The sequence below is a fragment of the Streptomyces sp. NPDC057287 genome, assembly GCF_042667905.1.
Lineage (GTDB): Bacteria > Actinomycetota > Actinomycetes > Streptomycetales > Streptomycetaceae > Streptomyces.
Window position 1 is genome coordinate 18696 of record NZ_JBHUYV010000025.1, and the last position, 25423, is coordinate 44118.

Consider the following 25423-nt stretch of genomic DNA (forward strand, 5'->3'; position numbering starts at 1 on the left):
CAGCCCACCTCTGTCCGCCGCCGGCCGCCCCGGCCCTGAGCCGGCCCGAGCGCTCCGGGGCCGGGCTTCAGTCCCTCGGGTAGCGGGCGAGCCAGCCGGGCGCGACGGCCGTCGGGCTGTGCAGGGCCGGGCCCTGGGTCATCTCCATCGCGAAGTCGTCGGAGAGCTCCAGGAGGGTCGAACGCCCCTCCACCTCCGCCAGCCAGGCCGGCGGCAGCGCCGTCTCGCCGTGCAGGGCCCCGAGAAGGGCCCCGCAGACGGCCCCTGTCGCCGCGGACGGCCCGGAATGGTTCACGGCGAGCCGCAGCCCGTGGCGTACGTCCTCACCGACCAGCGCGCAGTACAGCGCCACAGCGAGGACCTCCTCCGCCGAGTCGGTGTCGCCGAGCGCCTCGATGAGAGCGGGTCCCGGGATCCCCTGCCGTACGGAACCGAGGGCCTGCCGGAGCGCCTCGGAGACCTGCTCACTGCCCGGACGTTCGGCGAGCAGGGCGAGGGCGTGCTGGACCGAGCCGTCCAGGGTCTCGCCACGGGCCAGTCCGTGCACCAGGACGGCGAAGGCTCCGGCCGCGAGCTGGGCGGTGGCGTGCCCATGGGTGTGGGCGGCGCACTCGACGGCCAGCTGGAGGACGAGCTGGGGCTCCCAGCCGACGAGCAGCCCGAAGGGCGCGGAGCGGGTGAGGGCGGCCGAGTCCCGGGCCGCCGGGTTCTTGGGTACGGCGAGGGTGCCCATCGTGGCGTCCCCGAAGCCGGCGAGGCACTCCCTGGTGGGGGCGCGGCGTGCGTACAGCCACTCCTCCCCGGCCAGCCAGCCGTTGTCCTTGCGGCGTTCGTCCGGCCCCCAGGCGCTCTGGGTCGCCGCCCAGCGCAGATGGGCGCGGTGCACGTCGGTGGGCGGGTGCCAGGCGCCGGTGTCGCGGCGTACCTGGGCACGGATCAGCCCGTCGACGGTGAAGAGGGTGAGCTGGGTGACGGCGGTGACGGCGCCCCGGCCGCCCCGCACGGGCACGAAGTCGGCCACCCCGTCCGCCCCGTGGGTCGCACGGATCGCCTCCAGGGGGAGCCCCGCGACACCCGCCCCGAGCGCGTCACCGATGGCGCCGCCGAGCAGGGCCCCCCGCACCCGGCTGCGGAAGTCCTGCTGCTGGACACGGCCCCAGACAGCTGTGGTCCCTGTGCTCACCGTGCCCCTTCCGCCCGACCTACCGTGTGCGACTGCGCAAGCACTGTAATCGAACGGGAACGGGCGGTTCAGGGGCGGAACGGTATGTACGGAGTTTCGCCTCCTGGCGTGCGAGCGACCCATTTCCGGTGAACTGCCTGTCCTGTGGAGCGCGCGGGCGCGGGACGCCCGGGGCACCCGACGGGCCCCGCCGCCGGGACCTCGGGCGCGGTCCCGACGGCGGCGCTCGCTCAGCCGAACATGCCGGGCCGGTAGCCGCCCGCGGGCAGCCGGACGATGACGTTCAGCCGGTTGTAGGCGTTGATGATGGCGATCAGGCCGACCAGGGCGGCGAGTTGTTCCTCGTCGTAGTGCCGCGCGGCGTTCTCCCAGACCTCGTCCGTCACACCTCCGGCCGCGTCGGCGATGCGGGTTCCCTGCTCCGCCAGCTCCAGGGCGGCGCGTTCGGCGTCGGTGAAGACCGTGGCCTCCCGCCAGGCCGCGACCAGGTGGAGGCGTGTGGCCGTCTCACCGGCCTCGGCGGCCTCCTTGGTGTGCATGTCGAGGCAGAATCCGCAGCCGTTGATCTGGCTGGCCCGGATCTTCACCAGCTCCTGCGTCGCGGCCGGCAGGCCGGTGTCCGTGACCGCCTTGCCCGCCGAGTTGATGTGCTTCTGGAACTTGGCCGCGAACGGGCTGCCGAACATGTCCAGACGAGCATTCATGATGCGCTCCCATGCCGTTTCACTGTGTGGTTGCGCACCTCTGACGGAACGGACCGGCCGGGATGTGACATGGCCGTGTGTGATCCACGTCTCCCCGCCGCCGACGGCAGGACCCCGGCCGCGCGCTCCCCGGCCCCTTCACGCGTCGGCGGGCAGCGCCGGATAGTCCGTGTAACCCGTCTCCCCGCCCACGTACATCATGTAGGCGTCCCGGACCTGGTTCACCGGGGCGCCCGTGCGCATGCGGCGGATCAGGTCGGGGTTGGCGAGGAAGGGGCGGCCGAGCGCGACCAGGTCGGCCCCGGCGGCCAGCAGCCGCTCGCCGTGGGCGATGCCGCCGTCCTCCGGGATGCGGTCCTTCGGGAGTACGGGGTTGGCGATCAGAGTCCCGGGCCAGTCCTTGCGGATGCGCTGGAAGACGGGGTCCTCCGGGTCGGCGTACCCCACGTGGAGGTAGGCCAGGCCGGCCCCCGCCAACGCCCCGAGGAGCGCCGGGTAGATCTCCTCGGTGTCGCCCTCCTCCATGCCGTTGACGGTGCTCCACGGCGAGACGCGCAGGCCGACCCGCCCGGGGCCGATCTCCGCCGCCACGGCCTCGGTGACCTCCACGACGAAGCGGATGCGGTGGTCCACCGGCCCGCCGTAGCCGTCGGTCCGCCGGTTGGTCCCCTGGCCCAGGAACTGGTGGAGCAGGTGGCCGTTGGCGCTGTGCACCTCGACCCCCTCGAAGCCCGCCTCGATCGCGTTGCGCGCGGCGGAGGCGAAGTCCGCCACGGTGGACCTGATGTCCTCGGCGGTCATCTCGCGGGGGACGACCGAGGGCGTGCGCCCGGCGGGGGTGTGGATCGTCTCGGGCAGCGCGATCGGCGAGGGCGCGACGGGCGTCAGCCCGCTGGTGTCGGGGTGGCCGACGCGTCCGCCGTGCTGGAGCTGGAGGAACATCCGGCCGCCCTCCGCCCGCACCGCCTCCGTGACCTGGCGCCAGCCCTCGACCTGGGCCGGACTGTGGATCGCCGTGATGTTCGGGTACGTCTGACCCACCGGGTTCGGCGTGGACGCCTCCGCGATGATCAGCCCCGCCGAGGCGCGCTGGGCGTAGTAGGTGGCCATCAGCGGGGTCGGCACGCCTTCTGCTGTGGCCCGGTTCCGGGTCAGCGGGGCCATCACGAGGCGGTGCGGGAGTGTGAGGGGGCCGAGTGCGGTGGTCTCGAAGAGCTTCTGGGAGGAAGTGGCTGCGTTCGTCATGCCGGAACGGTAAGAATTGACACCGGTGTCAGGTTCAAGTCCCGGAGGCGAGGAATTCCATGCGGATCGGCGAACTGGCCCGGCGCACGGCGGTGAGCGAGCGCTCCCTGCGCTACTACGAGACACAAGGGCTGCTCACGGCCGACCGTACCCCCGGAGGCCACCGCGACTACCCCGAGTGGGCCGTCGACCGCGTGATCCGCATCCAGGAGTTCTACGCGGCCGGCCTCTGCAGCTCGAAGATCGCCGAGCTGCTGCCCTGCGTACGGGACGCGGACGGAGGGCCCTCCGCGACCGCCACACCGCGCCTGGTCGGCGACCTCACCGTGGAGCGCGACCGCATCGACCGGAAGATCGAGGAGCTGCGCCGCTCCCGGGAGGTACTGGACGACGTGATCGCGACGGCGGCGGGCGAGACCCCGAGCGAACAGCGAACAGCGCGCCACCCGTCCTGACTCGTCCCGTACGGACATGTACCACTGACGGTCGCATCGGGCCGTTCGGGAGGTCGCTTCGATTCAGGAGCCGCCTACTCCTCGGCGAAGACGTCCTCGGCCGACCGGGCGGTGGGGGCCCGCAGGAGCCAGCGGTTCAGGGTCTCGAGGTCGCCGCAGGTGGTGATCCGTCCATGCGCCTCGTCCGATACGTCGACGCCCGCTTGCGCGAGGAAGAGCAGGATGCCCTGAGCGATGCCTTCCGTCCGGCCCTCGTCCCGGATTTCCTCAGCCATGAAGGACTTGTAGAAAGAGAGGTCCACGGCCACCAGGTTCCTCCACTGTTGTGCGGCCGGGCGATTGCTTAGGCCTTGTGCGGTGAGTTCGACAAGGGGGTCGGCGATGCTTTCCGGTACGTCCCGCAGAGCGGTGGACAGCGTTTTCAGTATGGCACCGATGTCCGGATCGGCGGCATGTGTGATCGCCGCCAGTGTCGTGAGCGCCAGGTCCTTGCGAGCCTCGGCGACATCTGATCACCGGCATGTTGTGCGGGCCCGCGACGAGTGGGCGCAGGGTGAGCGCAGGCCACTGGCGAGGGCCGATGGAGACGGGGCCGGAGGCCCATTCCGCGGTGGCACGGTCCTGGCAGACGACCAGCAGCAGCGGCGGAAGCCTGTATTTCGTGTACAGGTAGGACAGGTAGTAGGCCCAGCTCGCCGGCTTGTCCGTGTCCTTCTTCCCTTGGGCCTCGATGGCCGGCAGGAGCGGCTCGTCGTTCTGCGTGTCCAGCCGCAGCAGGGTGTCCACACGCCGTTCGAGTGGACGGCTCTCGGTCAGGTCGGTAGGCATCACGGTGACCGAGACGGGTGGGGCGATCGTGATTCCCAGCACTTCCGAGACACGGGAGAACAGGCCCGGGTGCTCTTGGAAGAAGCGATGCATCGCCTCATGGGGCGAACTGACCATGCGGGGCTCCTGCGAGTGGCTTTGATGATCGAAGCACCCCCGAGCACTGACTTCGACCTTGCCTGGAGCATATGCCTGCGATGCCACTCATCCCCGCCCGAAAGGGCCAGATCACCCATGTGAGTGACCTATGCAGAGCGGCAGTTGCGAGCAGCCGCTCCCGGAGCCAGGCCGTGCGGCTCCGGAAGCGGCCCGTGTACCGCTACTGCGGCAGCACCGGCAGCAGCTCCGGCAGGTGGCCGTCCGAGGCCGCCGCGGCCGTGACCCGCTCCTCGGGCACCTCGCCGTACAGCGTCGTACGCGGCTTCGCGGGGCGGCCCGCGAGGTCGGCGATGGCGACGAGGTCCTGGATCGAGCGGTACGAGCCGTAACTGGAGCCCGCCATACGGGAGATGGTCTCCTCCATCAGGGTCCCGCCGAGGTCGTTCGCACCCGAGCGGAGCATCTCGGCCGCGCCCTCCGCGCCGAGCTTGACCCAGCTGGTCTGGATGTTGGTGATGTGCGGGTGCAGCAGCAGCCGCGCCATAGCGGTGACGGCCCGGTTGTCCCGGTCGGTGGGCCCGGGACGGGCGATGCCCGCGAGGTAGACCGGGGCGTTGGTGTGGATGAAGGGCAGCGTGACGAACTCCGTGAAGCCGCCCGTCTCCTGCTGGAGGCGGGCCAACGTCCTGAAGTGGCCGAGCCAGTGGCGGGGCTGGTCGACGTGGCCGTACATCATCGTGGACGAGGAGCGCAGGCCCGTTTCGTGCGCCGTGCGGATGACGTTCAGCCAGTCGGCCGTCGGCAGCTTTCCCTTGGTGAGGATCCAGCGGACCTCGTCGTCGAGGATCTCCGCCGCCGTGCCCGGGATCGAGTCGAGACCGGCCTCCTTGGCGGAGGTCAGCCAGTCACGGACGGACATCCCCGTACGGCTAGCCCCGTTGACGACCTCCATCGGCGAGAAGGCGTGGACGTGCATGCCGGGGACGCGTTCCTTCACCGCGCGCGCGATGTCGAAGTAGGCGGTGCCGGGCAGGTCCGGGTGGATGCCGCCCTGCATGCAGACCTCGACCGCGCCGACGTCCCAGGCCTGCGCCGCGCGGTCGGCGACCTGGTCAAGGGAGAGGGTGTAGGCGTCGGCGTCCGTGCGCCGCTGGGCGAAGGCGCAGAAGCGGCAGCCGGTGTAGCAGACGTTGGTGAAGTTGATGTTCCTGGTGACGATGTAGGTGACCTCGTCACCGACGACGTCGCGGCGCAGGGTGTCCGCGATCCGGCACAGCTCGTCGAGGGCCGGACCGTCGGCGTGGAGCAGGGCGAGGGCCTGGTCGTCGGTGAGCTTCGTGGGGTCGTCGGCGGCCTGGCTCAGGGCCTGGCGTACGTCGGTGTCGATCCGGGAGGGGACCATGCCGGGGGCGGCGGCCTCGCGCAGGGCACCCCAGTCGCCGTAGACCTCGTCGAAGTCGTCGCGCCGGTCGCCGGTGCGGCCGTCCGTGTCGATGGTGCGGTGCAGGTCGGTGCGGCCGGAGGCGTTGAAGCCCTCGTCGGGCTCCTGCCAGGGCAGCCCCACCGGGATCGCGCCCTCCTTCGCGAGGCCCGTCGCCGGGTCCGCGAGGGCCCGCACGTGCGGGAGGAGGCGCGGATCGAGCCAGGGCTCCCCGCGCTGGATGAACTCCGGATAGATGGTGAGCCGTTCACGCAGCTGGAAGCCGGACTCGGCCGTGCGGGCCGCCAGTTCGTCGATGTGCGGCCAGGGGCGCTCGGGGTTCACATGGTCCGGGGTGAGGGGCGAGACCCCGCCCCAGTCGTCGATGCCCGCGCCGATCAGCAGGGCGTACTCGGCGTCGACGAGATTGGGCGGGGCCTGGATCCGGGCGGAGGGGCCGAGGATGTGGCGGGCGACGGCAATCGCGGCGGCCAGCTCCTCCAGCTCTGCGTCCGGCATCCCGCGCATCGCGGTGTCCGGCTTGGCGCGGAAGTTCTGGACGATGACTTCCTGGATGCCGTGGTAGGCGCGGGCCGTCTTGCGCAGTTCGAAGAGGGAGTCGGCCCGCTCCTCGTACGACTCGCCGATCCCGATCAGGATGCCCGTGGTGAACGGCACGTTGGACCGGCCCGCGTCCTCCAGCACCCGCAGCCGGACGGCCGGCTCCTTGTCCGGGGAGCCGTAGTGGGGGCCGCCCTTGTCCGACCACAGCCTGGTCGCCGTCGTCTCCAGCATCATGCCCATGGAGGGGGCGACGGGCTTCAGCCTCTGCAGGTCCGTCCACGTCATGACACCCGGGTTCAGGTGCGGCAGCAGCCCCGTCTCCTCCAGGACGCGGATCGCCATGGCGCGCACGTACGCGAGGGTGTCGTCGTAGCCCTCCGCCTCCAGCCACTCCCGCGCCTCGGGCCATCGGTCCTCGGGCCGGTCGCCGAGCGTGAACAGGGCTTCCTTGCAGCCCATTTCGGCGCCCTTGCGGGCGACGTCCAGGATCTCGTCCGGCGACATGAACATCCCGTGCCCCGCCTTGCGGAGCTTGCCCGGCACAGTGACGAAGGTGCAGTAGTGGCAGGTGTCACGGCAGAGCCGGGTCAGCGGGATGAAGACCTTGCGGGAGTACGTGATGACTCCTGGCCTGCCCGCCGCGTCGAGCCCCGCGTCCCGCACCCGGGCGGCGGACGCGGCGAGATCGGTCAGGTCGTCCCCCCGCGCCTGGAGCAGGACGGCGGCCTCGGTCTCGTCGAGTGCGACACCGTCGCGGGCCCGCCGGAGGGCGCGCCGCATGGCGTTGGTCGTGGGGCGCTGAGGATCGGTCATGATCCGAGCATACGAGCGCGTCCCTCCTTCCGGACGAGGGCCTCCACACGGCCCGATCACCCCTCCACACTGGCGCCTTGGCCGTTATGTCCTGGTTGCCCCGTAGGTTAGGAGAGGTGATGGAAACGATCGTCTTCGACATCGGAGAAACCCTCGTCCGCGACGACCGCCACTGGGCCTCGTGGGCCGACTGGCTCGGCGTCCCGCCGCACACCGTCAGCGCGCTGGTCGGCGCCGCGGTCGCACAGGGCCGCGACGGTTCGGACGCCCTGCGCATCCTGCGCCCCGGCATGGACGTCACCGAGGCGTACCAGGCCCGCGCGGCGGCGGGCCGCAGAGAGCACCTGGACGAGACCGACCTCTACCCCGACGTCCGCCCCGCGCTGGCCGAACTGCGTGCGCTCGGGCTGCGGGTCGTGATCGCGGGCGACCGGACGGCCCGGGCCGGAGAGCTGCTCCGAGCCCTGGACCTGCCGGCGGACCTGGTCGTCACCTCGGAGGAGTGGGGCGTCTCCAAGCCGGACCGGGAGTTCTTCACCCGCGTGCTGGAGGTGTCGGGGGCCGCGCCGGAGGCCACGCTCCACGTGGGCGACCACCCGGCCGACGACCTGTTCCCGGCGAAGTCGTCGGGACTGCGCACGGCCCACATCCGCCGTGGCCCGTACGGTCATTGGTGGGCGGACCACCCGGACGTCATGGAGACGGCGGACTGGCGGATCAGCGCCCTGACCGAACTCCCGGCGCTGCTGGGCGGAACCGCCGCCGGACGACGGAAGCCGTATGCCGTCCCCCGGGAGCACCCCGCGCCGCGCGCGCCCCACGCGGAGCCCGCACTTCCCGAGCAGGCCACGCCCCCCGGCCACTCCGCGCGCTCCGGCCGGCTGCACGCCGTGCGGCCCGAGCCGTCCACTCCTGCGGAGCGGTCCGGTCCGCCCGAGGAGTCGCGGACCTGATCCCCGGGCGGGGGCATGGACCACATTCCCCTGCCGTGTGCGGCATCCGCCCGTCCGGCCACGGACCGACCGCCGCCCTCGTCATGGCCCTGGCCCGCCGTGACCGTCGTGTGATCACCGCCCCGTACTCTCCTCCCGCCAGAGGGAATTCACGGGGTGCGATCACATCGGGGGACGTCCATGACCTACAGACGCGCGGCGATACCGGTCCTGGCCGGGGCGCTGCTGCTCACGGCGCTGCTCTGGTGGGCGGGGGCGAGTGTGAGCGTGCTGCACCTGCAGGGTGCCACCGACACGCTGGGCGGCCAGGCGGTCGCCGATCTGCAGTACTGGCTCTCGCCCTGGTCGTACGATCCGCCCGGCTCCGCCGGGTCGGGTGGTGCGGATGCCTCGCGCTATCGCACCCTGCACGAGACGGCGATGCAGATCCGGTTCGCCGCACTCTTCGTCTTCTTCGTACCGGGGGCACTGCTCCTCGTGCGCAGGCTGCCTCCGGTGAAGGGCCGGATGCCCGCCCTGCTGCCGGCGCTGTGGGCCTGGGGCATGGCCGCCGGAGCTCTCGCGGCGACCGTCTCCGCGCCCTGGCTGATCGCCTCGAACGGACGGGGCAGTTACCGGGTCCTGCCCCAGTTGGCGGGCCTGGCCTCCTCCGGGCAGCAGATCACCGTGATCGCCTCGTTCGTCGCGGCGGTGGTCACCGTGCTCGTGGCACGGATCACCACCGAGGGAGCGGCTACACCGCCCCTGACGTCCGCCCCCCGGCGGGCGGCCCGCCTCGCCGCGACCGTCGGCACCGCCGTCGTAGCGCTGTCCCTGGTGGTCCTCTCCTACGAGTCGGTGGCCGCGTCCATCCAGACGGCCTGGGTGTCCGGCGGGCTCCTCGCCGAACCGGGCGACCTCCTGCGCGCCTGGCTCCTGCTGGGCGGCTGGTCGCCTCCGGTCGGCGGACCGGTCGGCGGCTCGGTCCTCCAATGGGCCCTCTACCGGCTCGCCGACGTGCTGCTGCTCGTGGTGGTGTGGTGGGCGCTGCGGCTGCTGCCCGTCCTCCTGACCCGGGTGACCGTGCCGGCGATGGCGGTCGGCGGATTCTGCGCGACGGCCATCGGGCTGCTGACGTCCCAGCTGTTCCAATGCGCGGTGATCGGGGCGGACGCGGGCGGGCGGCGGGCGTGGCAGTACCTGAACGGCGCCCTCGGCGGCCACGTACCGGCCGCCCTCACCTGGGGCCTCCTGGCGGGCCTCGCCGCTGTCACGGTGCTGCGACTGGCCGGGGGCGGAGCCGGGGCTGCCGAGCCCGTACCGTCCGCCCCCGCACCGGAACCCGCCCCGGCGGACCGGCCGGAGAAGCCCGTCGCATGACAGCAGCCCCCGCCCGGAGTCGACGACGTGTCGAAGTCGGGCGGGGGCTGCCGTGTCCAGCGGGGCGGGCGCTACTTGCCCAGCACCGCCTGCATCACCTTCCGCGCGATGGGGCCGCCGAGGCCGCCACCCGAGATGTCCGAGCGGGAGATGTCCATCGCCGTCGGGTCGATGAAGACCGCGACCGCGACCGACCGCCCGTCGGAGGCCTTGCCGTAGGAGACGAACCAGCCGTACGGGACCTCCTTGGTCACGTCGTTGCCGCGCTGAGCCGTACCGGTCTTGCCGCCCACCGTCACACCGTCGATCAGGGCGCGCTGGGCGCTGCCCTCCTTGGCGGTGAACTCCATCATCTCCTGGACCTTCTTCGCCGTCTCCTCCGAGACGGCCTGGCTCATGAGCTGCGGCTCGTGCTCCTCCAGGATGGACAGGTCCGGGCCCTGCAGCTTGTCCACGATGTACGGCTGCATCAGCTTGCCGTTGTTGGCGAGGGCCGCCGTGATCATCGCCATCTGCATCGGGGTGCTGGTGAGGCTGCCCTGGCCCATGCCGGTGAGGGCGGTGCCGGGCTTGTCCAGCTCCTGGGGGTAGAGGCTCTTCGTGGCGAGCATGTCGCCGAAGGCTTCGGAGTAGACGTCCTCGTTGAAGCCGAACTTCTCGGCCGTCTCGCGCATCCCCTCGTCGCCCACCTTGAGGGCGGCGTCCAGGAAGACGTTGTTGCAGGAGTACTGCATGGCCGTCTTCAGCGACGCCTTGTCGCAGACCGCGTCGCCCGCCTCACTGCCGATCGTGCTTGATGACAGCGGCAGCCTGTACGGGGAACGGGCGTCGGACCGGGCGTTCACGTCCGTGACGACGCCGTGCTCCAGGGCCGCGGCGGCCGTGAGGATCTTGAAGGTGGAACCGGGCGGGAAGGTCTCACGAAGCGGGCGGTTGGCCAGCGGCTTGCCCTTCTCGTCGACCAGCGACTGGAACTTGTCGCCCTCCTTGAAGGAGTTGCCCGCGAAGACCGAGGGGTCGTACGAGGGGGTCGAGACCAGGGCGAGCACCTTGCCGGTCGCCGGTTCGAGGGCGACGACGGCGCCCCGGGCGTCGAGGTCGGTCAGGCCCTTGTAGGCCGTCTCCTGCGCCTTGGGGTCGATGGTGGTGACCACGTCGCCGCCCCTGCGCTCCTCACCCGTGAGGATGTCCTTGGCGTGACGGAAGGCGAACCGCTCGTCCTGGCCGCTGAGGATGCTGTCGTACGTCTTCTCCAGGAGGGACATGCCCTGCGCCTGGGAGGCGTAGCCGGTGACGGGTGCGTACATCGCGCCCTGCTTGAAGGTGCGCTGGTACTTGAAGTCGGTCCCCTGGACCTCCTTCGACCCCGTGATCGCCTTGCCGCCCACGATGATGTCGCCCCGCGGGGTGGCGAACTGCGTGATCTTCACCCGCCGGTTGTGCTCGTGGGTGGCCAGCTCTTCACTCTTGGCGTACTGAAGCCAGTTGGTCCTGATCAGCAGGGCCAGCATCAGCAGCCCACAGAAGATGGCTATGTGCCGCAACGGCCTGTTCATCGTGCTCCCGCTCCCAGGCAGCCGGGTACACACGCACGCGGGCCGCACCATTGATGTCCGGAGGTGATAGATGCGATTTTAGCGTCGGCGGTTGCACCGGACGATCACCTCTGGTGGCTTTCCGGCCACCGCCCCCTCACAAGTACGCCGCATACGCGTCCAGCGCGCGCAGCACCTCGGCCTCCTCGGCCGGGGGAAGTTGCAGGACGACCTCGTCGATGCCCAGGTCCGCGTAGTACGCCAGCTTCCCTGGGGCGGGCCGGACGGCATAGGGCACCACCTGGAGCTGCTCCGGATCGCGCCCCGCCTCCTCCCAGGCCGCACGCAGTTTCGGCACGGACTCCGACAGTCCTCGGCCACCGATCGGCAGCCAGCCGTCCGCGTCCCGGGCGATCTGCGCGAACAGCTTCGGCCCGGCCGCCCCGCCGATCAGGGTGCGCGGGCCGTTCACCGGGCCCCGCGCCTTCTGCACCGGCTTCGGGTAGGCGTGGCTCGCCCGGACCGAGCCGAACTCTCCCTCGTACGCCGTGGGTTCCTCCGCCCACAGGGCGCGCATCAGCGCGAGCCGGTCACTGCCGAGCGCACGCCGGGTCGCCCACTCCACCCCGTGGTCGGCGGCCTCCTCCACATTCCAGCCGAAGCCGATGCCGAGCGTGAGGCGGCCGCCGGAGAGGTGGTCGAGCGTGGCGGCCTGCTTCGCCAGGTCGATGGGGTCGTGCTGGGCGATCAGCGTGATGCCCGTACCGAGGGCCAGCCGCTCGGTGACGGCCGCCGCCTGCCCCAGGGCGACGAAGGGGTCGAGGGTCCGGCCGTACTCGGCGGGCAGTTCGCCGCCCGCCGGGTAGGGCGTGTCCCTGCTGACGGGGATGTGGGTGTGTTCCGGCAGGTACAGGCCGCCGAATCCCCGCTGCTCCAGCTCGCGCGCGAGCCGGACCGGCGTGATCGTCTCGTCGGTGAGGAAGATCGTTGTGGCGATCCGCATGCGAGGCACCTCCGTCGTCGTCCGTGACGGATCCACGGTATGCGGTCGCGCGCGTCAACGCCCTCACTCCGCGGGCCCGACCGCTCGATTCCGGCCGCAACTCCCGCCGGACTCCACCGGAATCGTAAAACTTAGGCTACCCTAAGTTCGATTCCGGCCAGTCGTTCGAGGGAGAACTGTCATGGGTCACGGCTGGGAAGGCGTCGTCCTCAAGCTCTTCCGGGGACAGGACTTCACGTTCACCGTCACCGGAGCGGAACAGGTCACCGAGGGCTTCCGGCGGGTGACGGTCACCGACGGCGGCCTGCTCGCGGCGACGGGCGGCGCGCACCCGACCATGTGGGTCAGGCTCTGGTTCGAGCGGGACGGCAGGCCGCACCAGCGCGGCTACACCCTCGTCGACCCCGACCCGGCCGCCGGGACGTTCAGTCTGGAATTCGCCCTCCACGACGGCACCGCGAGCGACTGGGCCCGCTCCGCGCGGCCCGGCGACACGATCGACGCCACCCTCCAGGGCACCCGCTTCACCCTGCCCGAGCCGCGGCCCGCACGGCTCTTCGTCATCGGGGACCCCGCATCGCTCCCGGCCGTCAACTCGCTGCTGGACTCGCTCCCCGGCGTCGAGGCGACGATCTGGTGCGAGACCGCGCACGCCCCGGACGAGAAGCTGCCGTTCCGGCTGGACCCGTCCCACCACACCCTGCGCACCGTCCCGCGCCGCGACGCGGGAGCGCACCTGGTCGCCGAGGTGAAGGCCTCCCTGCCCGGCCTGCTCGGCGAGGACGCCTCGGACGCGTACATCTGGATCGCCTGCGACACCGCGACCACCCGGGCCCTGGGCTCCTACGCCCGCAAGGAACTGGCCCTCCCCCGGGACCGGGTGCACGCGCTGGGCTACTGGCGCGCCGGCTGAGCCGCTCAGTCCTCGACCACGAACGCCGGGGTCTCCTTCGTGAGCACCTCACCGCGGAAGAACGCGGGGCTGCGCCGCCGCATGCCCTCCATCAGCACCGCGCCGAGCAGCAGCAGCCCGACGCCGATGACGAAGACGGAGCCGACGCCGAGGACGGAGGATCCGGAGCCGTACGCCGGGTCCCACATGTCGTAGAGGGTCTTGCCGAAGACGGCCGTGAGCAGGATGCCGCCGACGACAGGGAACAGGCCCTTGAAGACGAGGTCACGGGCGGACCGGGTGAGTTCGGCACGGAAGTACCAGGCGCAGGCGAAGGCCGTCAGCGCGTAGTAGAAGCAGATCATCAGCCCGAGCGCGTAGATCGTGTCGACCAGGACGTGTTCGCTGACCAGGGTCATGACCGTGTAGAACACGCCGGTCGCGACACCGGCCACGACCGTGGCCCTGCCCGGGGTCCGGAAGCGCGGGTGGACCCGGGCGTACGAGGCGGGCAGGGCCTCGTAGGACGCCATCGCCAGGACCGTGCGCGCCACCGGGATGAAGGTCGTCTGCAGGCTCGCGGCGGCGGAGGCCAGCACCGCCAGGAAGAGGAGGACGCCCAGGCCGGGACCCATGACCGGGCCGGCCAGGGCGGCGAAGACGTTGTCGGAGGTGTCCGGGTTGGCGAGGCCCAGCCCCGAGCCGCCGCTGCCGACGGCCATCTGGGCGGCGATGCCCGTCGCGAGGTAGGAGGCGACCAGGACGACCATCGCGATGAGGGCCGCGCGGCCGGGTGTCTTCTCGGCTCCGGTGGTCTCCTCGTTGGCGGTGAGACAGGTGTCCCAGCCCCAGAACATGAAGATCGAGAGGGACAGTCCGGCCGTGAAGGCGGCGAAGGACCGGACGGCGAAGGGATTCAGCCACGACCAGGAGAAGTCCGTCGACGTCGCGGCGAAGTCGCCGCTGCCGGCCTTCTGCACGGCCATCGCCACGAACACCGCGAGGACCACGAGCTGGAGCGCCACGAGGGTGTACTGGAGGCCCTTGGTGGCCGTCATCCCCCGGTAACTGATCGCCGTCGCGACGGCGATCAGGACGAGGCACGTGAGGATGTGGACGGGCTTGCTGTCGTCCAGGGCGGCGACGGAGTCGCTTCCGCTGACCTCGCCGGCCAGCAGCCAGAAGTAGGAGGTGGCGACACCGGCGAGGTTCGACAGGACGATGATCGTGGCGATCACCAGCCCCCAGCCGCACATCCACCCGAGGCGCGGGCCGAAGGCCTTCACCGTCCAGGTGAACGAGGTGCCGCAGTCCGGCACGGCCTTGTTGAGCTCCCGGTACGCGAAGGCGACCAGCAGCATCGGGAGGAACCCGGCCAGGAAGACGGCGGGCATCTGCACACCGACCTCGCCGGCGGTCGATCCGAGGGTCGAGGTCAGGCAGTACACCGGGGCGACGGTGGAGATGCCGAGGACCGCGCTGCCCATCAGGCCGACGCTGTTCCCGCCGAGGCCCTTCTCACGTACGCCGCCGTCGGCCGGGGCGCCGCCCCGTACCGTGTCTCCGGCCCGTGGCCGCGCGTCCAGGTCTGTCATGGAGAGGACGCTATGCGCTGCGATTTCCATATCCGGAGGGTGAGACTCCAACGTCTCACCCTTGACTCGTCGGTACGCAGCCGCAGTTGGGCCGACACATCCAAGGCCGTAAATGAACTGAGCCTTGCAATCAACGCTCCAGAATGAAGCTGGAACGTATACGAGAACCGCACCACTGTCCGTTTTGGGGCAGTTCAAAAATTTCCCGCGGCCCGGATCACGAGGTCGCTCCGGGCCGCGGGCCCGGCAGTCCGCCGGGTACGGCTACTTCCGGTACAACTCCTCGATCTCCGCGTCGAAGTCCCGGGTGATCGCGTCCCGCTTCAGCTTCAGCGACGGGGTGAGGTGGCCGCTCTGCTCCGTGAAGTCCCCCGGCAGAACGGTGAACTTGCGTATGGACTCGGCACGCGAGACGAGCCTGTTGGCCTCGTCGACCGCACGCTGGAGCGCGGCGAGCAGCTCCTCGTCGTGGACGAGCTCCCGCAGCGGGACGCCCTCCTTCTTCCGCATCCGGCGCCAGTGGGCGAGCCCGTCCGCCTCCAGCGTGATCAGGGCACTGATGAACGACCGGTTGTCCCCGACCACCATGCACTGGCTGACCAGGGGATGGGCGCGCAGCCAGTCCTCCAGCGGGGCGGGGGCGACGTTCTTGCCACCGGACGTGATGATGATGTCCTTCTTGCGGCCGGTGATCGTCAGGTAGCCGTCCTGGTCCAGGGCCCCCAGGTCGCCCGTGGCGAACCAGTCGTCCTCCGGATACGGCGCGGCCTCGCCGCGTTCGGTGTCCCAGTAGCCCTGGAAGACCTGGCCGCCACTGAGCAGCACCTCACCGTCGTCCGCGATGCGCACGGCCGTGCCCGGCAGCGGCCAGCCCACCGTGCCCAGGCGGGGCCTGAGCGGCGGGGTGACCGTGGCCGCGGCGGTGGTCTCGGTCAGGCCGTAGCCCTCGAAGATCTCTATGCCCGCGCCGGCGTAGAACGCGGCGAGCCGGCGGCCCAGCGGGGAGCCGCCGCAGATCGCGTACCGGACGCGACCGCCCAGCGCCGCACGGATACGGCGGTAGACCAGCGGGTCGTACAGGGCACGGGCCGCGCGCAGCCCGAGTCCCGGGCCGGGGCCGGTGCCGTGCTCGGCGGCCTCGACCGCCTCCCCGTAACGCCGCGCGATCCGGGCGGCGCGGTCGAAGGACGAGGCGCGGCCCATCTTCTCGGCGGTGGCCCTGCCGGTGTTGTAGACCTTCTCCAGGACGTACGGGATGGCCAGCAGGAACGTCGGTTCGAAGCCGCCCAGATCGGCGAGCAGGTCCTCGGTCCGGATGGACGGCGCATGACCCAGCCGCACCCGGGCGCGCAGGCAGCCGATCGCCACCATCCTGCCGAAGACATGGGACAGGGGCAGGAACAGGAGGGTGGACGCGGGCTCCTTCGACACCGACTTGAAGACCGGGTGGAGCAGCTCGATCGCGTTGTCGACCTCGGCGAAGAAGTTCCCGTGCGTCAGGACGCAGCCCTTGGGCCTGCCCGTGGTGCCGGAGGTGTAGATGAGGGTGGCGGGGCTGTCCGGCTGCAGGGCCGCGCGACGGGCGGCGACGGCCGCGTCGGGCACGTCCTTGCCGAGCGACTTCAGCCGGCCGATCGCGCCCGTGTCGAACTGCCAGAGGTGCGCGAGGTCCCCGAGCTGCTGCCGTTCCTGGCTGACCAGCCGCCCCTGCTCCTTCGTCTCGACGGCACAGGCGACGGCTCCGGAGTCCTGGAGGATCCAGCGTGTCTGGAAGGCCGAGGAGGTGGGGTAGACGGGCACGGTGACCAGTCCGGCCGCCCAGGACGCGAAGTCGAGCAGCGTCCACTCGTAGGTCGTACGGGCCATGATCGCGATCCGGTCCCCGCTCCGGAGCCCCTCCGCGATCAGGCCCTTGGCGACCGCCAGGACCTCCTCGGCGAAGGCGGCGGCGGTCACGTCCCGCCAGCTGCCGTCCGTCTGCTTGCGGCTGAGGACCGCCTCGGCCGGAGCCTGGAGGGCGTTGTCGAAGGGGATCTCGGCGAGCGAACCACGCCGCACGGTCGGCGCGAGCGGCGGCACGGAGACTTCCCGTACGGTGCCGTCCGCCGCCCTGACCTTGGTCGGCTCGACCAGGACGGGAACGGTGGGCGCGGCGGATACGGCGGCGGCGGGGGCGGGCGTGGACACGGGCGGCTCCTCGTCGTGGGGTCCGGCCCCGGCCCCGTCCCTGGGGTCCGGCGCCGGGGCGGCTGCTGGGTGCGCGGGGTCGTTCACGTACGGATGGGCGGGGTGCGGCCGCGGATCCGGTGCGGCCCGGGGGGCGTTCCAGGATGCAGCGGCCCTGTGGAGGTCAGGGCGTTCCGGCATGCAGGTCCTGTGTGGGTCAGGGGCGTTCCGGCATGCAGGTCCTGTGTGGGTCAGGGGCGTTCCAGGACGGCGGTGACCCCTTGCCCGCCCGCGGCACAGACCGAGATCAGGCCCCGGCCGGGCGTGGACCGCTCCGCGAGCAGCGCGGCGAGGGTCGCAACGATCCGCGCACCCGTCGCGGCGAAGGGATGGCCGGTGGCGAGGGACGATCCGGCCACGTTCAGCTTGTCCCTGTCGACGGGCGCGAGCCCCTGCTCCTCCCAGGACGCCAGGGTGGCGAGCACCTGGGAGGCGAAGGCCTCGTGGATCTCGAAGAGGTCGAAGTCCTCGGTGCCCAGCCCGGCACGCTCCAGCATCCGCGGCACGGCGTACGCGGGCGCCATCAGCAGACCGTCCTCACCGTGCACGTAGTCCACGGCGGCCGTCTCGTACACCGACAGGAAGGCCAGCGGCTCCAGGCCGTGCGCCTCGGCCCACTCCTCGCTCGCCAGCAGCACGGTGGCCGCGCCGTCGGTGAGCGGCGTCGAATTGCCCGCGGTCATGGTCGCGTCGGGGTGGCCGGCCCCGAACACCGGCTTCAGGGTAGCGAGTTTCTCCACCGTGGAGCCGGGGCGCAGATTCTGGTCGCGGTCCAGGCCGAGGTACGGGACGACGAGGTCGTCCAGGAAGCCCCGGTCGTACGCGGCGGCCAGCCGCTGGTGACTGGTGGCGGCCAGCAGGTCCTGGTCCTCGCGCGTCACACCCCACTTCCGGGCGGTGACCGCCGCGTGCTCACCCATCGAAAGGCCGGTACGGGGCTCGGCGTTGCGCGGGATGTCCGGGACGAGGTGGCGGGGCCGGACGGCGGCCAGGGCCCTGACGCGGGCGCTCGCCGACTTCGCGCGGCGCGCCTCCAGCAGGATCCTGCGCAGCCGGTCGTTGACGCCGAGCGGCGCGTCGCTCGTGGTGTCCGCGCCGCCCGCGATCGCCGAGTCGACCGCGCCGAGCGCGATCTTGTTGGCCGCGGCGACGACGGCCTGGAGACCGGTGCCGCACGCCTGTTGGATGTCGTAGGCGGGCGTACGCGGGTCGAGGGCGGATCCCAGGACGGTCTCGCGCGCCAGGTTGAAGTCCCGGCTGTGCTTGAGCACCGCTCCGGCGACGAACTCGCCGACCTGCTGTCCCCGCAGGCCGAAGCGGTCCACGAGTCCGTCCAGGGCGGCGGTCAGCAGGTCCTGGTTCGACGCCTACGCGTAGGGGCCGTCGGAACGGGCGAACGGGATGCGGCTGCCGCCGACGACCGCGACCCGGCGCGGCTGCGGGAGGGGGAGGGGAATCAACTCGACCAACTCATCTCGACAACTCCTGACCCTTGAGTAACCTTACTCTGGAGTAAATCTACGACCGAGCAGGAGTCCAGACAATGGCCGACCGCTATCTGCACTTCACCGGCACGGCACCCGGCCGCTTCCTGACCCGCAGGCTCGGCCTGCCGCAGCCCACGCCTCTGCGCCGCTGGACACTGGAAACGCCCTCCCTCGACGGGCCGTTGCTCCATCTCACCGCAGGCGCCTCCGCCCACACCGGCACGCTCGGCCCGGTACTCGCCGCGACCGGCCTGGAGGTCACCGACCGGGCCGCGCGCCCGGCCGCCGTCGTCCTGGACTCCACCGGCATCACCACGGCGGCCGGACTCGCCGGCGTACACGCCGCACTCCACCCCGTCGTACGGTCCCTGGCCACCGGCGGCCGCGTCGTCGTCCTCGGCACCACCCCCTCCCCCGACGACCACCACCAGGCTGCGGCCCAGCAGGCCCTCGAAGGCTTCGTACGCTCGCTCGGCAAGGAGATCGGCAAGGGCGCCACCGCGCAGCTGCTGCGGCTCGCCCCCGGCGCGAGCGCCGCATCCGCCGAGTCCACGCTCCGCTTCCTCCTTTCCCCCCGCTCCGCCTACATCAGCGGCCAGGTCGTCGAACTCACCGCCGACGAGGCCGGCGTGGTGGCCGACTGGGACGCACCCCTGTCCGGACGCACCGCCCTCGTCACCGGAGCCGCACGCGGCATCGGCGCGTCCGTCGCCTCCGTACTCGCCAGGGACGGCGCCCGGGTGATCTGCCTGGACGTCCCGCAGGCCGAGGAGGAGCTCGTCCGCACCGCCGACCGCCTCGGCGCAGCCGCCCTGCCGCTCGACATCACCGCCCCCGACGCCGCGGACCGGATCGCGGCGGCCGTCCCGGGCGGCCTCGACATCCTGGTCCACAACGCGGGCATCACCCGCGACCGGCGGCTCGCCAACATGCCAGCCGACCGCTGGGCCTCCGTCATCGACGTCAACCTGGACAGCGTCCTGCGCACCACGGACGCCCTCGTCGAGTCGGGCACCCTGCGCCGCGGCGGCAGGATCGTCGCCACCGCGTCCATCGCCGGGATCGCCGGCAACAACGGCCAGACCAACTACGCGGCCAGCAAGGCGGGCATCATCGGCCTCGTCCGCTCCCTGGCCCCGCGGGCCGCCGCCGACCACGGCATCACCGTCAACGCCGTCGCACCCGGCTTCATCGAGACGAAGATGACCGCCGCGGTGCCCCTCTTCATCCGGGAGGCGGGCCGCCGCATGAACTCGCTGTCCCAGGGCGGCCTCCCGGCCGACGTCGCCGAGACCACTGCCTGGCTCGCCCAGCCCGCCTCCGGCGCCGTCAACGGCCAGGTCGTCCGGGTCTGCGGCCAGAGCCTGCTGGGGGCCTGATCCATGACCGGCCTCAGCCTCTCCCTGGCCCGCGGAGCCGTCACCTCACCGTTCAAGCGGGCCGGACGCCCCGGCGCCGCCCTGCCCACCGGCCGTGAGGTGCTCCCGCCCGCCCCCATCGCCCCCGGCCCCCTCGCCGCGTACAGCAGGATCTGCGGCTTCGCCGAACCGGGCCCGCTGCCGCTCACCTACCCGCACGTCCTGGGCTTCCCCCTGGCCATGCGGCTGATGACGGGACGCGCGTTCCCACTGCCGGTGCTCGGCCTGGTCCACACCTGGATCGAGATCACCGCGCACAGGGTGCTCCAGCCCACCGACGAACCGGACATCACGGTGTACGCCGCCGAGCTGACGCCCCACCGGCGTGGAACCGAGGTCACGATGGTGACCGAGGCACGGCTCGCGGGCGGGCTCGTCTGGGAGTCCCGCAGCGGCTATCTGTCCCGGCACACCACCACGACGGCTGCCCCTCCCCCCGCCCCGGCCACCCGACGGGAGCTGCCCGCCGTGGCGGAGTGGCGGCTGCCCACCGACCTCGGACGGCGCTACGGAGCCGCCTCGGGCGACCGGAACCCGATCCACCTCCACCCCGTGACCGCACGCCTCCTCGGCTTCCCCCGGCACATCGCGCACGGCATGTGGACCGTCGCCCGCTGCCTCGCGGAGGCCGGAGGCGCGGACGGAGCGGAGAGCCGGATCCGTTCCGTACGGGCGGACTTCAGGGCCCCCGTCCTCCTGCCCTCCACCGTCACCTACGCGGCGGACGACACCGGCTTCCAGGTGCGCGGCGGCGACCGCGTCCACCTCACCGGCAGCGTGACCCGGGGGGTCTGAGCCGCCCCGCTCACTCCCCCCGGGACTGCCAGCCGCGCCCGTGCATGAGGTTCTCCAGGCCCGCCCACGAGAAGTTCATCAGGGTGGAGGCGGCCTCCTTCGCCGAGACACCGGGAGTGACGTTCGCCCACCCGGCGAGCGCCTCCGCCGCCCCCACCAGCGCCTGCGCGAGCCCCGCCACATCCCGGTCGGGCAACGCCGGATCGCTGTGCGCCTCGCGCGCCGCAGCCCCGATCAGACCCGTCACGAACGCAACGATCTCCTTGCGCAGCGCCCCCACCTCGCTGACGAACGGCTCCCCGTGCGAGCTCGCCTGCTGGTGCAGCACCGCCCAGCCGTCCGGATTCTCCGCGGTGTGCGTGAAGAACGCCCGCAGCCCCGACCACAGTTGCCGGTCCGCCGGGATCCCCGGCTCCACGCCCGCCTGCACGGCTTCCACCAGCGCCTTCGCCTCACGCCTGATGCACGCGGTGAAGAGCTCCTCCTTGGAATTCAGATACAGGTAGACCAAGGGCTTGGACACACCGGCCAGTTCCGCGATCTCGTCCATCGAGGCGGCCCGGTAGCCGCGCTGAGCGAACGTCCGCACGGCCGCGTCCATCATCTGCTGCTCACGCACCGCGCGCGGCATACGTTTGCTCTTCACTGCACTCACGTCAGACATCCCTCCCGCCCCCACGGCACTACTCCTCGGTAAGAGTACGGCGCGGCCCTGTCCCCCGTCGTACGGAACTGACGGGACCCGGCCACGATGGCCTGTAGTCGTCCACTACCTCCGGCGTAGCACCGCGTACACCGCTGGTAGCCCACGGGATCACCCCGCGGATCGATGCTTCCGCCCGGACCCGCCGCCTAGTGTCCACAGCATGACGATGAGACTCCGCGGACGGACGGCCGTCGCCGCCCTCTCAGCCGCACTCCTGCTGGCCACGCCCGTCGCCACCGCCCAGGCGTTACCGGGCCCGGCACCAGCGCCTGCCGCATCTGCCGCCGGCACCGTCGAACTGCCCCGCCCGACCGGGCCGTACGCCGTCGGCACCGAGACCCTGCACCTCACGGACCACAGCCGCACCGACCCGTGGGTCCCCGAGTCCGGGGACCGCGAGCTGATGGTGTCCCTGTACTACCCGGCCCGCGTCGGGCGGCCAGGGGCGACCGCTCCCTACATGAGCACCGGGGAGGCCGAGGCCCTGCTGGCGCGCCTCGGACTCGGGGACGACGCCCCCGCCCTGGTCAGCTCGCTCCCCACCCACGCCCGCACCGGCGCACGGACGGCCCGCGGAAGCTTTCCCCTGGTGCTGCTCTCCCCCGGCTTCGGCAACCCCCGGGCGACCATGACCTCGCTCGCGGAAGACCTGGCGAGCCGCGGCTACGTCGTGGCGAGCGTCGATCACGCCTACGAGGCCATAGGGGTGGCGTTCCCCGGCGGGCGGATCCTCACCTGCGCGGCCTGCGAAGCGGTCGAGACGGCGCCGGACGAGGAGGCGGAGCAGGAAGTGGTGAAGGCCGTCTCCACGGGACGCGGGGCCGACCTCTCCTTCGTGCTCGACCGGCTGACGGGGCCCCGCCCCGCCTGGGAGCACTCCGGCATGATCGACCGGCGCCGGGTCGCCGCCGTCGGCCACTCCATCGGCGGCAGCGCCGCCGCATCCACGATGCTCGCCGACCCCCGTGTCGACGCCGGAGTCAACATGGACGGCACGTTCCAGGAGCGGATCCCCGCGTCCGGCCTCGACGGGCGCCCCTTCATGATGCTGGGCACCGCGTCCCACTCCCCCGGCGACGACGAGTCCTGGGACGAGGGATGGCAGCGGCTGGACGGCTGGAAGCGGTGGATCGGCGTCGACGGCTCCGGCCACTCCAGCTTCACGGACATACCCGTCCTGGAGGACCGGATGGACGTGACGCTGGATCCCACGGTCACGCTCTCCACCGACCGGCAGGTCCGGATCACGCGTGACTACGTCAGCGCCTTCCTCGACCAGCACCTGCGCGGACACCACCGGCCCCTGTTGGACGGCCCGACCTCCGGCAACCCGGAGGTCGTCTTCAACCGGCCCTGACGGGCACGCGCCCGAAGACACGGGAGCGCCCCCGGCCTCGTACGGGCCGGGGGCGCTCTCGTGTGTGCGGGTTCGCTAGACGGCGACGGGTACGCCCGCCGTCTCCTTCTTCGCGTCCTCTGGCTCGGGCTCCTCCACCGGGGAGGCCGACGCCGAGTTGTACATGTCGTGGTCGAGGATCTTCTCGCGAGCCGAGACGATCACCGGGACCAGAGCCTGTCCCGCGACGTTCGTCGCCGTCCTCATCATGTCCAGGATCGGGTCGATGGCGAGGAGCAGGCCCACGCCCTCCAGCGGGAGGCCCAGGGTCGACAGGGTGAGGGTCAGCATGACCGTGGCGCCGGTGAGGCCGGCGGTGGCCGCCGAGCCGATGACCGAGACGAACGCGATCAGGATGTAGTCACCGATGCCCAGCTGGACGTCGAAGATCTGCGCGATGAAGATCGCCGCCAGCGCCGGGTAGATCGCGGCGCAGCCGTCCATCTTGGTCGTGGCCCCGAAGGGGACGGCGAAGGAGGCGTACTCCTTCGGGACGCCGAGGCGCTCGGTGACCTGCTGGGTGACCGGCATCGTGCCGACCGAGGAGCGGGAGACGAAGGCCAGCTGGATCGCGGGCCAGGCACCCTTGAAGAACTGGATCGGGCTGACCTTGGCGACCGTGGCGAGCAGCAGCGGGTAGACGCCGAACATCACCAGGGCGCAGCCGATGTAGACGTCGGCGGTGAACGTCGCGTACTTGCCGATCAGGTCCCAGCCGTAGTCGGCGATCGCGTAGCCGATGAGGCCGACGGTGCCGATCGGGGCGAGGCGGATGACCCACCACAGGGCCTTCTGGAGGAGCTCCAGGATCGACTCGCTGAGGGTGAGGATCGGCTTGGCCTTCTCGCCGAGCTGGAGCGCGGCGATGCCGGCGACGGCAGCCATGAAGACGATCTGCAGCACGTTCAGCTCGGTGAACGGCGTGATGACGTCGGTGGGGATGATGCCCGTGAGGAAGTCCAGCCAGGAGCCCGCGCTCTCGGGCTTGGCGCCGTCCTTCGGGGTGAGGCCGGTGCCGGAGCCCGGGTTGGTGATCAGGCCGATCGCGAGGCCGATGGCGACGGCGATCAGCGAGGTGATCATGAACCACAGCAGCGTGCGGGTGGCCAGCCTGGCTGCGTTGTTGACCTTGCGCAGGTTGGTGATCGACACCAGGATCGCGAAGAAGACGAGGGGCGCGACGGCCAGCTTCAGCAGCTGGACGAAGATGTGGCCGACCTGGTCGAGCGTGGTGTAGAGCCAGCCGATGTCATAGCTGCGGGTGATCCAGCCGAGCAGGACACCGAGGACGAGACCGGCGACTATCTGCACCCAGAACGGGATGCTGGGCAGGCGGAAGCCGGAACCGGACGGCTTGCCGGCTTCGGTCTCTGCGGGGGGCGCGGAATTCGCGGACACGGACACACTCCAGATGTGACGCATCGGGACGTACGAGGACAGACGTACGGTCGTGCGGTCGAACAGGGGGACGGGGGTGCGGCGCCCGCGTCAGGGACGGCGCCGCTGCATGATGCCGGTTCAGACGTTGCGGCAACAGACCGCGGACATACAGCGGCAGAGATCGACATGCAGGCGCACCACGAGCGGGACGCCCAGGGCGTGGTGGGTGCGCACAGCTGTCTTCATGTCGAATACGTTAACACTGCAACTTTGAGAACCTCAAAGGTCCACTTCTTGATCATCTTGCCGGACCAGGCCCGGACACGCCGAAACCCCGGTACGGGAGCGGCTGCTCCGGTCCGGGGCTTCGTCTGTACGGGGTGCGGGTGTGAGGAACCTTACGCGGCGCCTACCGGGCGACGCTGTCCTCACGGGTGCGGTTCGCCTCGAGCCTGGCCTTGGTGCGGTCGACCGAGGAGATGAGCTGCTCGGACATCTCGTCGCGCTGCTTCCGCAGCAGGATGAAGCTGAGGGGCGCGGAGAGCAGCAGGCCGAGGAGGATGACCCAGACGACGTTGGAGCCGCCGACGCCCGAGGGCAGCACACCGAAGTGGACCGCCACACCGGAGACGAAGAAGCAGCCGACGAAAATCAGCACGCGCATGGCGGTGTACCGGATCGTTGCGCTCGGCTTGGCAGCGGACACGGCTGGCCTTCTCTCTACGTCCGACGTTCCTGCGGTCGTGCAGTCTGAGTCCTGCCCGACCAGTGAAGCATGCCCCGAATTCGATCAGTTCGCAGGGTTCCCCGCCGCACCCCTACCGGTGGAGCGGGAGCAGCATGATGATGTCGTCGCGGTAGTCGCCCTCGGCGACCCGGATGGCGTCCGGCACCCGGCCGACCTCCTTGTATCCGCAGGAGGCGTAGAAGCGGTCGGCACCGGTGCCGCCCCGGCAGGTGAGCCGGATGGCGCCGATGCCCTCGATGCCCAGGGCGGCGTCGGCGGTGGCCGCCATCAGGTCGCGGCCGTAGCCCTTGCCCTGGTGGCGCGGGTGGACCATCACCGTGTAGACGCCGATCCAGTGCCGCATGAGCCGGTGGGTGTTGTGGGTGAGGAAGGCGGTGGCGGCAACCGCGCCGCCCTCGTCCCGGCCGACGACCAGGTGGGTGCGGCCCTCGACGATCCCCGCGAGGTGCTTGACCAGCTCGGGGCGGACCTCCTCGCCGGTGACGGGCGGGACGAAGCCGACGGCTCCGCCGGCGTTGCTGACGTCGACCCAGAGCGCGGTGATGCCGTCCCGCAGAGCTCGGTCGAATGCGGGATCCACTTCGAATGTAAGCGCCATATGCGCATATTAACTATTACG

The 25423-nt window shown here is 71.4% G+C and carries 19 protein-coding genes and 2 pseudogenes; 7 read left to right on the plus strand and 14 right to left on the minus strand.

Features of this window, described 5'->3' with window-relative positions; translation table 11 throughout:
- Positions 1 to 67: 67 nt before the first annotated feature.
- The 3 genes from ACFUNE_RS33925 to ACFUNE_RS33935 all read right to left on the minus strand — a co-directional run bounded on the left by ACFUNE_RS33925 (position 68) and on the right by ACFUNE_RS33935 (position 3132).
- Positions 68 to 1183, minus strand: a complete 1116-nt coding sequence (locus ACFUNE_RS33925) for an ADP-ribosylglycohydrolase family protein (protein ID WP_383576073.1) — start codon at positions 1181 to 1183, stop codon at positions 68 to 70.
- Positions 1184 to 1413: 230 nt separating this feature from the next.
- A complete protein-coding gene (locus ACFUNE_RS33930) occupies positions 1414 to 1887 on the minus strand; it encodes a carboxymuconolactone decarboxylase family protein (protein WP_383576076.1) in 474 nt (157 codons plus the stop codon).
- A gap of 138 nt (positions 1888 to 2025) precedes the next feature.
- Positions 2026 to 3132 carry an alkene reductase gene (locus tag ACFUNE_RS33935; RefSeq protein ID WP_383576079.1) on the minus strand — a complete coding sequence of 369 codons (1107 nt, stop codon included), beginning with the start codon at positions 3130 to 3132 and terminating at the stop codon, positions 2026 to 2028.
- Positions 3133 to 3191: 59 nt separating this feature from the next.
- Here ACFUNE_RS33935 and ACFUNE_RS33940 point away from each other — a divergent pair, with 59 nt between their 5' ends.
- On the plus strand, positions 3192 to 3587 hold the full coding sequence (locus ACFUNE_RS33940; protein ID WP_383576082.1) for a MerR family transcriptional regulator: 396 nt from the start codon (positions 3192 to 3194) through the stop codon (positions 3585 to 3587).
- A gap of 74 nt (positions 3588 to 3661) precedes the next feature.
- Here ACFUNE_RS33940 and ACFUNE_RS33945 read toward each other — a convergent pair.
- Positions 3662 to 4532 (minus strand): annotated as a pseudogene (locus tag ACFUNE_RS33945) (hypothetical protein).
- A gap of 202 nt (positions 4533 to 4734) precedes the next feature.
- Positions 4735 to 7311: a bifunctional FO biosynthesis protein CofGH gene (locus ACFUNE_RS33950; RefSeq protein WP_383576085.1), complete on the minus strand. Its 2577-nt coding sequence runs from the start codon at positions 7309 to 7311 to the stop codon at positions 4735 to 4737.
- A 119-nt stretch (positions 7312 to 7430) separates the two neighbouring features.
- Between ACFUNE_RS33950 and ACFUNE_RS33955 the strand changes: the two genes are divergently transcribed.
- Both ACFUNE_RS33955 and ACFUNE_RS33960 read left to right on the plus strand, forming a co-directional pair.
- On the plus strand, positions 7431 to 8264 hold the full coding sequence (locus ACFUNE_RS33955) for an HAD family hydrolase (protein WP_383576087.1): 834 nt from the start codon (positions 7431 to 7433) through the stop codon (positions 8262 to 8264).
- A gap of 180 nt (positions 8265 to 8444) precedes the next feature.
- Positions 8445 to 9623: a hypothetical protein gene (locus ACFUNE_RS33960; RefSeq protein WP_383576089.1), complete on the plus strand. Its 1179-nt coding sequence runs from the start codon at positions 8445 to 8447 to the stop codon at positions 9621 to 9623.
- A gap of 71 nt (positions 9624 to 9694) precedes the next feature.
- Here ACFUNE_RS33960 and ACFUNE_RS33965 read toward each other — a convergent pair whose 3' ends face one another.
- Both ACFUNE_RS33965 and ACFUNE_RS33970 read right to left on the minus strand, forming a co-directional pair.
- The gene (locus tag ACFUNE_RS33965) at positions 9695 to 11179 is read right to left on the minus strand and encodes a peptidoglycan D,D-transpeptidase FtsI family protein (RefSeq protein ID WP_383576092.1); all 1485 of its coding nucleotides are present in this window, start codon (positions 11177 to 11179) and stop codon (positions 9695 to 9697) included.
- Between the two features lie 136 nt (positions 11180 to 11315).
- Positions 11316 to 12161 (minus strand): LLM class F420-dependent oxidoreductase, encoded by an 846-nt coding sequence (locus tag ACFUNE_RS33970; protein ID WP_383576095.1) that lies wholly within the window; start codon positions 12159 to 12161, stop codon positions 11316 to 11318.
- A gap of 181 nt (positions 12162 to 12342) precedes the next feature.
- On the opposite strand from ACFUNE_RS33970, the gene ACFUNE_RS33975 reads away from it, so the two are divergent.
- Entirely contained in the window at positions 12343 to 13074 is a 732-nt protein-coding gene (locus ACFUNE_RS33975) for a siderophore-interacting protein (protein ID WP_383576098.1), read from the plus strand.
- Between the two features lie 5 nt (positions 13075 to 13079).
- Here the strand turns inward: ACFUNE_RS33975 and ACFUNE_RS33980 are convergent, their stop codons facing one another.
- The 3 genes and pseudogenes from ACFUNE_RS33980 to ACFUNE_RS33990 form a co-directional block, all read right to left on the minus strand.
- Positions 13080 to 14648, minus strand: a complete 1569-nt coding sequence (locus tag ACFUNE_RS33980) for an APC family permease (RefSeq protein ID WP_383576100.1) — start codon at positions 14646 to 14648, stop codon at positions 13080 to 13082.
- Positions 14649 to 14912: 264 nt separating this feature from the next.
- A complete protein-coding gene (locus ACFUNE_RS33985) occupies positions 14913 to 16835 on the minus strand; it encodes an AMP-dependent synthetase/ligase (protein WP_383576103.1) in 1923 nt (640 codons plus the stop codon).
- 230 nt (positions 16836 to 17065) lie between these two features.
- Positions 17066 to 18343 (minus strand): annotated as a pseudogene (locus ACFUNE_RS33990) (acetyl-CoA C-acetyltransferase).
- Positions 18344 to 18417: 74 nt separating this feature from the next.
- Here ACFUNE_RS33990 and ACFUNE_RS33995 point away from each other — a divergent pair.
- Positions 18418 to 19740, plus strand: a complete 1323-nt coding sequence (locus ACFUNE_RS33995; protein ID WP_383576105.1) for a 3-oxoacyl-ACP reductase — start codon at positions 18418 to 18420, stop codon at positions 19738 to 19740.
- A gap of 3 nt (positions 19741 to 19743) precedes the next feature.
- Positions 19744 to 20574 (plus strand): MaoC/PaaZ C-terminal domain-containing protein, encoded by an 831-nt coding sequence (locus ACFUNE_RS34000; protein ID WP_383576108.1) that lies wholly within the window; start codon positions 19744 to 19746, stop codon positions 20572 to 20574.
- A gap of 10 nt (positions 20575 to 20584) precedes the next feature.
- On the opposite strand, the gene ACFUNE_RS34005 is transcribed toward ACFUNE_RS34000, so the two are convergent.
- A complete protein-coding gene (locus ACFUNE_RS34005; protein ID WP_383576325.1) occupies positions 20585 to 21205 on the minus strand; it encodes a TetR/AcrR family transcriptional regulator in 621 nt (206 codons plus the stop codon).
- Between the two features lie 241 nt (positions 21206 to 21446).
- Between ACFUNE_RS34005 and ACFUNE_RS34010 the strand changes: the two genes are divergently transcribed.
- Positions 21447 to 22637, plus strand: a complete 1191-nt coding sequence (locus ACFUNE_RS34010; RefSeq protein WP_383576328.1) for an alpha/beta hydrolase family protein — start codon at positions 21447 to 21449, stop codon at positions 22635 to 22637.
- A 75-nt stretch (positions 22638 to 22712) separates the two neighbouring features.
- Here ACFUNE_RS34010 and ACFUNE_RS34015 read toward each other — a convergent pair whose 3' ends face one another.
- From ACFUNE_RS34015 to ACFUNE_RS34025, 3 genes are all read right to left on the minus strand, one after another.
- On the minus strand, positions 22713 to 24098 hold the full coding sequence (locus ACFUNE_RS34015; protein WP_383576111.1) for a dicarboxylate/amino acid:cation symporter: 1386 nt from the start codon (positions 24096 to 24098) through the stop codon (positions 22713 to 22715).
- 367 nt (positions 24099 to 24465) lie between these two features.
- On the minus strand, positions 24466 to 24762 hold the full coding sequence (locus tag ACFUNE_RS34020) for a DUF4229 domain-containing protein (RefSeq protein ID WP_383576114.1): 297 nt from the start codon (positions 24760 to 24762) through the stop codon (positions 24466 to 24468).
- 112 nt (positions 24763 to 24874) lie between these two features.
- Complete coding sequence (locus tag ACFUNE_RS34025; RefSeq protein ID WP_383576117.1) at positions 24875 to 25402, minus strand: GNAT family N-acetyltransferase; 528 nt, start codon at positions 25400 to 25402, stop codon at positions 24875 to 24877.
- Between the last annotated feature and the right edge of the window lie 21 nt (positions 25403 to 25423).

Coding starts and splice junctions, on each gene's coding strand:
- ACFUNE_RS33930 (WP_383576076.1), bottom strand. CDS start 1,887: ATGAATGCTCGTCTGGACATGTTCGGCAGCCCGTTCGCGGCCAAGTTC.
- ACFUNE_RS33935 (WP_383576079.1), bottom strand. CDS start 3,132: ATGACGAACGCAGCCACTTCCTCCCAGAAGCTCTTCGAGACCACCGCA.
- ACFUNE_RS33940 (WP_383576082.1), top strand. CDS start 3,192: ATGCGGATCGGCGAACTGGCCCGGCGCACGGCGGTGAGCGAGCGCTCC.
- ACFUNE_RS33950 (WP_383576085.1), bottom strand. CDS start 7,311: ATGACCGATCCTCAGCGCCCCACGACCAACGCCATGCGGCGCGCCCTC.
- ACFUNE_RS33955 (WP_383576087.1), top strand. CDS start 7,431: ATGGAAACGATCGTCTTCGACATCGGAGAAACCCTCGTCCGCGACGAC.
- ACFUNE_RS33960 (WP_383576089.1), top strand. CDS start 8,445: ATGACCTACAGACGCGCGGCGATACCGGTCCTGGCCGGGGCGCTGCTG.
- ACFUNE_RS33965 (WP_383576092.1), bottom strand. CDS start 11,179: ATGAACAGGCCGTTGCGGCACATAGCCATCTTCTGTGGGCTGCTGATG.
- ACFUNE_RS33970 (WP_383576095.1), bottom strand. CDS start 12,161: ATGCGGATCGCCACAACGATCTTCCTCACCGACGAGACGATCACGCCG.
- ACFUNE_RS33975 (WP_383576098.1), top strand. CDS start 12,343: ATGGGTCACGGCTGGGAAGGCGTCGTCCTCAAGCTCTTCCGGGGACAG.
- ACFUNE_RS33980 (WP_383576100.1), bottom strand. CDS start 14,648: ATGACAGACCTGGACGCGCGGCCACGGGCCGGAGACACGGTACGGGGC.
- ACFUNE_RS33995 (WP_383576105.1), top strand. CDS start 18,418: ATGGCCGACCGCTATCTGCACTTCACCGGCACGGCACCCGGCCGCTTC.
- ACFUNE_RS34000 (WP_383576108.1), top strand. CDS start 19,744: ATGACCGGCCTCAGCCTCTCCCTGGCCCGCGGAGCCGTCACCTCACCG.
- ACFUNE_RS34005 (WP_383576325.1), bottom strand. CDS start 21,205: ATGCCGCGCGCGGTGCGTGAGCAGCAGATGATGGACGCGGCCGTGCGG.
- ACFUNE_RS34010 (WP_383576328.1), top strand. CDS start 21,447: ATGAGACTCCGCGGACGGACGGCCGTCGCCGCCCTCTCAGCCGCACTC.
- ACFUNE_RS34015 (WP_383576111.1), bottom strand. CDS start 24,098: ATGCGTCACATCTGGAGTGTGTCCGTGTCCGCGAATTCCGCGCCCCCC.
- ACFUNE_RS34025 (WP_383576117.1), bottom strand. CDS start 25,402: ATGGCGCTTACATTCGAAGTGGATCCCGCATTCGACCGAGCTCTGCGG.